Below are 7,084 nucleotides of genomic sequence, written 5' to 3' on the forward strand. Positions count from 1 at the left end.
CAGGAACTGATGAAGACAATTCGCAGGGCAGCGCAGGCGCAAATCCCTGTGCCCGCCGATCACCGCAGCGGCGCAACCATTGACGCCTCGCTGGCACGGCTCACCCGGCACGACCAGCTACAGGCCGTCTGCCGCACGGTACGTATCTCTATTCCGATCAATATCGTGCTCGGCGTCAGCGTGCTGGCCGTGGCATGGCATGCCGGGCGCGGCCCCACGGCCAGCGCGTGGTTTCTGGTTTCACTGCTGTTCAATGCGCTGCGTATCTGGCTGTGCCGCCTGCCGCTGGGCAAGGCCGGTGCGGCAACGCAGGCCGAGGACCCGCGCCTGCATCGTGCGGTCAAATGGCATCTGCGGATGCATTGCACGCTGGCCTTTCTCTCCGGGCTGACCTGGGCGGCCATCCCCATCCTGTGCGACGGCTATACGTCGCCACAAGCGCTGTTCTACCTGACCGTGGTCTGCGGCATCACGGCCGGCGCCGTCACGCATGGCTTTGCGTATGCGCCGATTCCCCTCTGCTTCATCACGCCGCCGCTGCTGTCTGCTGCCGCGTGCCTGGTGGTCTTTGGCGATTTCGACCGGTACTGGCTTGCCTTCACTACGGTGCTCTACCTTGCGGCGCTTTTCCGGTGCACGCTCGAAAGTGAACAGCAGATCCGCCATTCGATCCGTCTCAAGAACGAGGCCACGGCGATCCAGCATTCGCTGCGGATTGCTCACGAAGACGCGGTCACCCGCGCGGACGAACTGTGGACGCTGGCCAGCCAGGACCCGCTGACCGGCCTGCTGAGCCGCAGCGGCTTTTTCGACCGCGCCAACAAGCGCTTCATGCAGGGGACCAGCGGGCGTCACTGCCTGCTGCTGCTCGACCTCGATGGTTTCAAGGTCATCAACGACGCCTTCGGCCACAAGGCCGGCGACGGCGTGCTGCGCGAAGTGGCGCGGCGGCTCGAAGCCGTGGCAGGCCCCGACATGATGGTCGGCCGCATGGGCGGCGACGAGTTCATGATCCTTTACGATCCGTTCGAAACCTCGGACTGCCCCTCCAGCCTGGCTGCCCGCCTCATCGCCGCCATACGCGAACCGCTGGATGGCTACGAATACTGCCCGGTCGGCATCAGCATCGGCATCTGCCAGGGTCCGGACCTGAGTCTGGACGACCTGCTGCTGTTCGCGGACGCGGCCCTCTACGCCGCCAAGCGACTGGGGCGCAACAGCCACTATGTCTTCGACGAGGACCTGCGCCGGCATCTCAAGATGCAGCGCGATATCGAACGCGACCTGCCGCGCGCGCTGACGGACGACCTGCTCGAAGTCTGGTTCCAGCCGATCTTTGCCGATGGCGGCACGCGGGTGCGCAGCCTGGAGGCGCTGATCCGCTGGAAGCACTGGCGCCACGGCTGGGTGCCGCCGCCCGAGCTGGTGTCGGTGGCCGCCGCATCCGGGCTGGCCGAGCCGTTGCTGCGCGCCACGCTGGCCAAGGTTTGCCGCCTGTCCAAGGCGATCCACGCGCGCGACGGCCGCAGGATTCCCATCGCCATCAATCTCTCGCCCCGGGAAATGGGCCAGGGCGATATCGACAAGCTACTGCTCTCCACGCTGGCCGAGCACGGCATCGAACCTGCCTTGCTGACGGTGGAGATCACCGAGGAAGTGGCGCTCGACGTGGATGCCGTGCAAGGCAAGCTGGCGAACCTGGCCCGTGCTGGCGTGACCATCGCGCTGGATGACTTCGGCGTCGGCTATTCAGGGCTCGGCGCACTGCGGCAGCTTGGCGCGGCATGCGTGAAGGTGGATCGCAGCTTCATCACCGGCATTGCCGGCTCGCCACGCAACCAGGATCTGATGCGCGCCGTGCTGAGCCTGGGCCGTTCATTCGGTTTCGAGGTGGTTGCCGAAGGCGTGGAATACGAGGCCGACCGACAGGCGCTGATCGACATCGGCTGCAAGACCATGCAGGGTTACCTGCTGGCGCGGCCGATGCCGGAGGCAGACCTGCCGGCCTGGCTGGATGCACAAATGTCGCTGGCCTAGCCGCCGCGTGCGCGGCGGGCTTCGTAGGCTTTCAGGCTGGTCAGGGCCAGTTGCAGCGTGGGCGCCGCCGTCTGCTGCCGGCGCGCCAGCAGGTCGCCAACGATCTGGTCGGACTCGATGGCTGCGCCGCGCTCGATATCGCGCAGCATCGACGCCGTCATCTTCGAACCCTCGGTGAACAGGTTGGTCCGGGCCTGCTGCAGCGCGGGCTCCCGGATCGGGTGCCCATTGGCGGCGGCGATAGCCGCGCATTCTTCCAGCAAGGCTGCAATCGTCTCGCGACCGCGCGGTGCGGCGAGGATATCGCCGATGGCTGCGCGCATCAGGCTGGTGGACGAGGCCAGCGTGGCCAGGAAGAACCATTTTTCCCACATGTCCTGGAGCATCGACTGGCTGTGCTGCAGGTCGAACCCGGCATTGCCGAACAGTTCGGCCAGTGCCTGCGCGCGATTGCTGGTGCCGGACGGACGCTCGCCGAACGACAGGATGTGCATTGGCGAGAGTTGCACGATGGTGCCATCGTCATCGAGCGTGCTGGAAATCATGCAGCGGCCACCCATCACGCGGGCCGCGCCAAAACGGGCGTCGAGCTGGTCCAGGTGGGCCATGCCGTTGAGCATCGGCACGATCACGGTTTCAGGCCCCACGGCTGGCGCGATGCCGTCCATGGCGCTGCCCAGATCGTACGCCTTGCAGCTCAGCAGGATCACGTCATAGGGCTGGGCGATCTGCTCGGAAAGTACGCGCGGGGGATCGGGAATATGAACGTCGCCGTGCGGGCTTTTCACGCGCAGGCCGTGTTCCGCGAGTTGCGCGGCCCGACGGGCACGCACGAGAAACGTGACATCGCGTCCGGCCTGCAACAGCCGCGCACCAAAATAGCCGCCAATGGCGCCCGCCCCAACCACCAGAATTCGCATCTTCGACTCCCCAGGTCAGACCCGGCCATGGCAGCCAGGCGATGGGGCATTGTAGTGGGGGGATGGAATTGGTGCTGGCGGTGGATTTGCGCCACTCTCCCGCGCAGTTTGTTCCCCTCTCCCGCGCGCGGGAGAGGGGTTAGGGGAGAGGGCATGGAGGTTCTGCTTGCCGACATGTGGCAATTTGAACCGCTGGGCCCTCTCCCCCGACCCCTCTCCCGCATGCGGGAGAGGGGAGAAAACAAACTGGGAGCGGTATGTCTTCTTAAGTCAGCAGGTTGAACACAAACCCCAATGCGACCGCCCCGCCCAGTGTCTCCACCACGGCCAGGGCCATCAGGTTGCGGAAAATGCATGCATCGTCTTGCGCGGTCACCATGGTTGTCTCCCTTTGGTTGTCCCAAACGCCCGGGCGGCGCTGGTGCGCTGTCCCGGCCACACTGCATCCTGCGGCTTTAGTAGACTGCAGCGCCGGCGTGGCGAACAGTTGGCACAAACCCGCATGGGGAGAATGCGGATATGGGTCGGCCAAGCCGCCTGGGGCATCGTTGCCGCGTGCATGACACCGAAACCCCCTACAATATCGCCCCGTACAACGGCGGCCGCGTGGCCGCCGTCTGCTTTTGGCTGCACCTGAACTCCTGAATCCCATGACCACAAACGCTTGCGGCGTCGATTTCGGCACGTCCAACTCCACCGTCGGCTGGCTGCGCCCGGGCGCGCCTACCCTGCTGCCGCTCGAGGACGGCAAGGCCACGCTGCCGTCGGTGATCTTTTTCCATGCCGAGGACCCGCTGGTCAGCTACGGCCGCGCGGCGCTGACCGACTATCTGGCCGGCTACGAAGGCCGCATGATGCGGTCGCTCAAGAGCTTGCTGGGCACGTCGATGATGGACGACAGCACCGAGGTCATGGGCCAGGCCATGCCGTTCCGCAAACTGCTGGCGCACTTCATCGGCGAACTCAAGGGTCGCGCCGAACGCTCGGCCGGTCGTGAATTCACCTCGGCCGTGCTGGGCCGCCCCGTGCATTTCATCGACGAGGACGCCGCCGCCGATCAACTGGCCGAAGACACGCTCGCGGAGATTGCGCGCGACGCCGGCTTCAAGGACATCGCATTCCAGTTCGAGCCGATTGCCGCGGCATTCGACTACGAAGCCGGTATCTCGAAAGAAGAACTGGTACTCGTGGCCGATATCGGCGGTGGTACATCAGACTTCTCGCTGGTGCGCCTGTCGCCCGAGCGGGCACGCAAGATCGATCGCCGCGAGGACATTCTGGCTAACGGCGGCGTGCATATCGGCGGTACGGATTTCGACCGTGCACTGAGCCTGGCCAGCGTCATGCCCATGCTGGGCCTGAACAGCCAGTTGCGCAACGGCAAGGCGATGCCCTCCGGCCAGTATTTCGACCTGGCGAGCTGGCACACGATCAACCTGGTCTATACACGCAAAGCGTGGGCGCTTGTGATGGATAACTATCGCGACGCCGCCGAGACCGAGAAGCTCGACCGGCTGATCCGCCTGATTCGCGAACGCGCTGGGCACTGGCTGGCGATTCAGGTGGAAGCGGCCAAGATCGCACTGTCCGAAGACGAGCGCACGCTGGTGGACCTGGGCCGCATTGCACCCGAGACCACGCTGGAAATCACGCGCGAAACGTTCGACGCGTCGATCACCAAGCTGGTGACGAAGACGGCCGACACGGTGAAGGGCATGCTGAAGACCGCTGGCGTCCCGGCCGATGCCGTGGACACCATCCTGTTCACCGGCGGTTCCAGCAGCGTGCCAATGTTGCGCGAGCAACTGGCGCTGTTGCTGCCCGCTGCGCGCCGCGTGGAAGGCGACCTGTTCGGCGGCATCGGTTCGGGGCTGGCGCTGGACGCGGCCCGCAAGTTCGGCTGAGCCGAACCTGAACGAGAAAACTAGAAATCGACCTTTGAAACGCCGATCTGCTGCGCCATCAGCACCAGGTCGGCAAACGTGCGCGCCTGCATCTTGCGCATGGCCTGGCCACGATGGATTTTCACGGTCACCTCGCTGATACCGATCTCGCCGGCAATCTGCTTGTTCAGCAACCCTGACACGGCCATGCCCATGACTTCCGCTTCGCGCGGTGTCAGCGTGGCGTAGTTCGCACGAATCTCCTGGACCTTGCGCAGGCTCCTGCGCCGCAGCCGGTCCTTGGCAATCGCCGCCGCCACCGCATCGAGCAGGTCCTGGTCCCGGAACGGCTTGGCAATGAAATCCTCGGCGCCAGCCTTCATCGCCGTGACCGTCATCGCAATGTCGCCGTAGCCCGTCATGAAGATGATCGGGATATGAATGCCCATCTGGGCGAGGCGCGTCTGGAGATCGAGCCCGCTCGGGCCGCGCAGCCGCACATCCAGCACCAGGCAGCAGGGCACCTCTGGCAGCGGGAAGTCGAGCAACTCCGCCGCCGAGCCGAACAATTCGGCTTTCATGTCGACGGAACGGAAGAGGTTGCCCAGTGCACGACGCAGCATGGCGTCGTCATCGACGACGAGTACCAGGGCGTCATCGACGCTCTCGACATTCTGGATGTCGGTGCCGGTAACGCCAGGCTCCCCGCTCTGCGCAATCACGCTTGCTCTCTCCGTTACGCTGGCCAATGTGGGGCACGATACGCGCGGCGCTCATGGCGTGCCGTCCCCCGGAAGCCCGCATTTCAACACACCCGGCGCCAGGCTGCCACCTATACCATTGTGTGAGGGGCGCGGCACGCCGCCGGGCCTCACCGCAGCGCGCCCCCTGCGCCACGCGCCGTCCCTCCCTGCGCAAACCCATACGAAGTGTCTATGGCGCGGGCTTCCGCACGGGCCTACCCTGCGCGGGCTGCCGTCGGTGAGCGCATCCTCATACGACGTTCGTATGGGTCAACTGCCGCGTACCGCACACGGTAGGCCCGAGGCACCATCGACTAATACGATCAGCCAATGGCCCGCTATCAGCGGGCCAACTAGGCTTCCCGTCGGGTTGCATCGTGCCGTCCGGTCACACCATCAGATGATCGGACGACCCGGAGTCGCGCTGCAACCGGCGCGGACGCCAGGCATATGCCGCGCTGTCCGTGCGTCGCCCCCAACCTGCGTATCAAGGAGCAACATCATGTCCAATCCGAAGCTCGAAGTGCTGACCCCGCAAAACAGCCAGCTGATCATCATCGACCAGCAGCCGCAGATGGCCTTCGGCGTGCAGTCGATGGACCGTCAGGCACTGAAGAACAACGTCGTGGGCCTGGCCAAGGCCGCCAAGATCTTCAACGTGCCGACGACGATCACCACGGTCGAGAGCGATTCGTTCTCGGGCTACACCTTCCCGGAAATCCTCGATGTGTTCCCGGGCCAGAAGACGCTGGAGCGCACCTCGATGAATTCGTGGGACGACCAGAAGGTACGTGACGCCCTGGCCGCAAACGGCCGCAAGAAGGTGGTCGTAGCGGGCCTGTGGACCGAAGTCTGCAACACCACCTTCGCCCTGTGCGCGATGCTGGAAGGCGACTACGAGATCTACATGGTGGCCGACGCCTCGGGCGGCACGACCAAGGAAGCCCACGACTACGCGATGCAACGCATGGTGCAGGCTGGCGTGGTGCCCGTGACCTGGCAACAGGTGCTGCTGGAGTGGCAACGCGACTGGGCACACCGCGACACCTATGACGCCGTGATGAAGCTGGTCAAGGAACACTCGGGCGCCTACGGCATGGGCGTGGACTACGCCTACACGATGGTCCACAAGGCCGAGCAGCGCACCGCCACGCCGCATGAGTCGATCGCTCCGGTCCCAGCACGCTGAAGCGCGCGGCATCGTTTTCACCAGACTTTCAAACGTCCATCTCCTTAAATGAACATGCAAAACAAGACACAGGACGCCGAACATTCGTCGTCGCGTCGCAAGGTGCTGTTGTCGGGTGCGGGCACGGTCGGCGCTGCCGCCGTGGCCGCGGTCACGCTTGGCGCCCCTGCCACGGCCGCTGCGGCCGGCAAGCAAGGCGCATCTTCCCATCACTCCTCCGGATCGAAAGACATGAGCTACATCACCACCAAGGACGGTACGCGCATCTTCTACAAGGACTGGGGCTCGGGCCGTCCGGTCGTCTTCTCGCAC

The 7,084-nt window shown here is 64.9% G+C and carries 5 protein-coding genes and 1 pseudogene; 4 read left to right on the forward strand and 2 right to left on the reverse strand.

The features are described 5' to 3' along the window. Nucleotides 1-9 precede the first annotated feature (9 nt). Nucleotides 10-2,037 carry a bifunctional diguanylate cyclase/phosphodiesterase gene (locus ABDB81_RS28095; protein WP_346814172.1) on the forward strand — a complete coding sequence of 676 codons (2,028 nt, stop codon included), beginning with the start codon at nucleotides 10-12 and terminating at the stop codon, nucleotides 2,035-2,037. On the opposite strand, the gene panE is transcribed toward ABDB81_RS28095, so the two are convergent. Further along, nucleotides 2,034-2,957: a 2-dehydropantoate 2-reductase gene (gene panE, locus ABDB81_RS28100; RefSeq protein WP_346814173.1), complete on the reverse strand. Its 924-nt coding sequence runs from the start codon at nucleotides 2,955-2,957 to the stop codon at nucleotides 2,034-2,036. The genes ABDB81_RS28095 and panE overlap by 4 nt on opposite strands. Nucleotides 2,958-3,607: 650 nt before the next feature. On the opposite strand from panE, the gene ABDB81_RS28105 reads away from it, so the two are divergent. Continuing rightward, entirely contained in the window at nucleotides 3,608-4,861 is a 1,254-nt protein-coding gene (locus ABDB81_RS28105) for an Hsp70 family protein (RefSeq protein WP_346814174.1), read from the forward strand. 20 nt (nucleotides 4,862-4,881) lie between these two features. Here the strand turns inward: ABDB81_RS28105 and ABDB81_RS28110 are convergent, their stop codons facing one another. Then, a complete protein-coding gene (locus ABDB81_RS28110) occupies nucleotides 4,882-5,520 on the reverse strand; it encodes a response regulator (RefSeq protein WP_283205146.1) in 639 nt (212 codons plus the stop codon). Between the two features lie 565 nt (nucleotides 5,521-6,085). On the opposite strand from ABDB81_RS28110, the gene ABDB81_RS28115 reads away from it, so the two are divergent. Both ABDB81_RS28115 and ABDB81_RS28120 read left to right on the forward strand, forming a co-directional pair. Further along, nucleotides 6,086-6,772 (forward strand): hydrolase, encoded by a 687-nt coding sequence (locus ABDB81_RS28115; protein WP_137926361.1) that lies wholly within the window; start codon nucleotides 6,086-6,088, stop codon nucleotides 6,770-6,772. 54 nt (nucleotides 6,773-6,826) lie between these two features. Continuing rightward, nucleotides 6,827-7,084, forward strand: a pseudogene (locus ABDB81_RS28120) (alpha/beta hydrolase); the annotation flags it as partial.

This window comes from Cupriavidus sp. DL-D2, from assembly GCF_039710735.1.
GTDB lineage: Bacteria > Pseudomonadota > Gammaproteobacteria > Burkholderiales > Burkholderiaceae > Cupriavidus.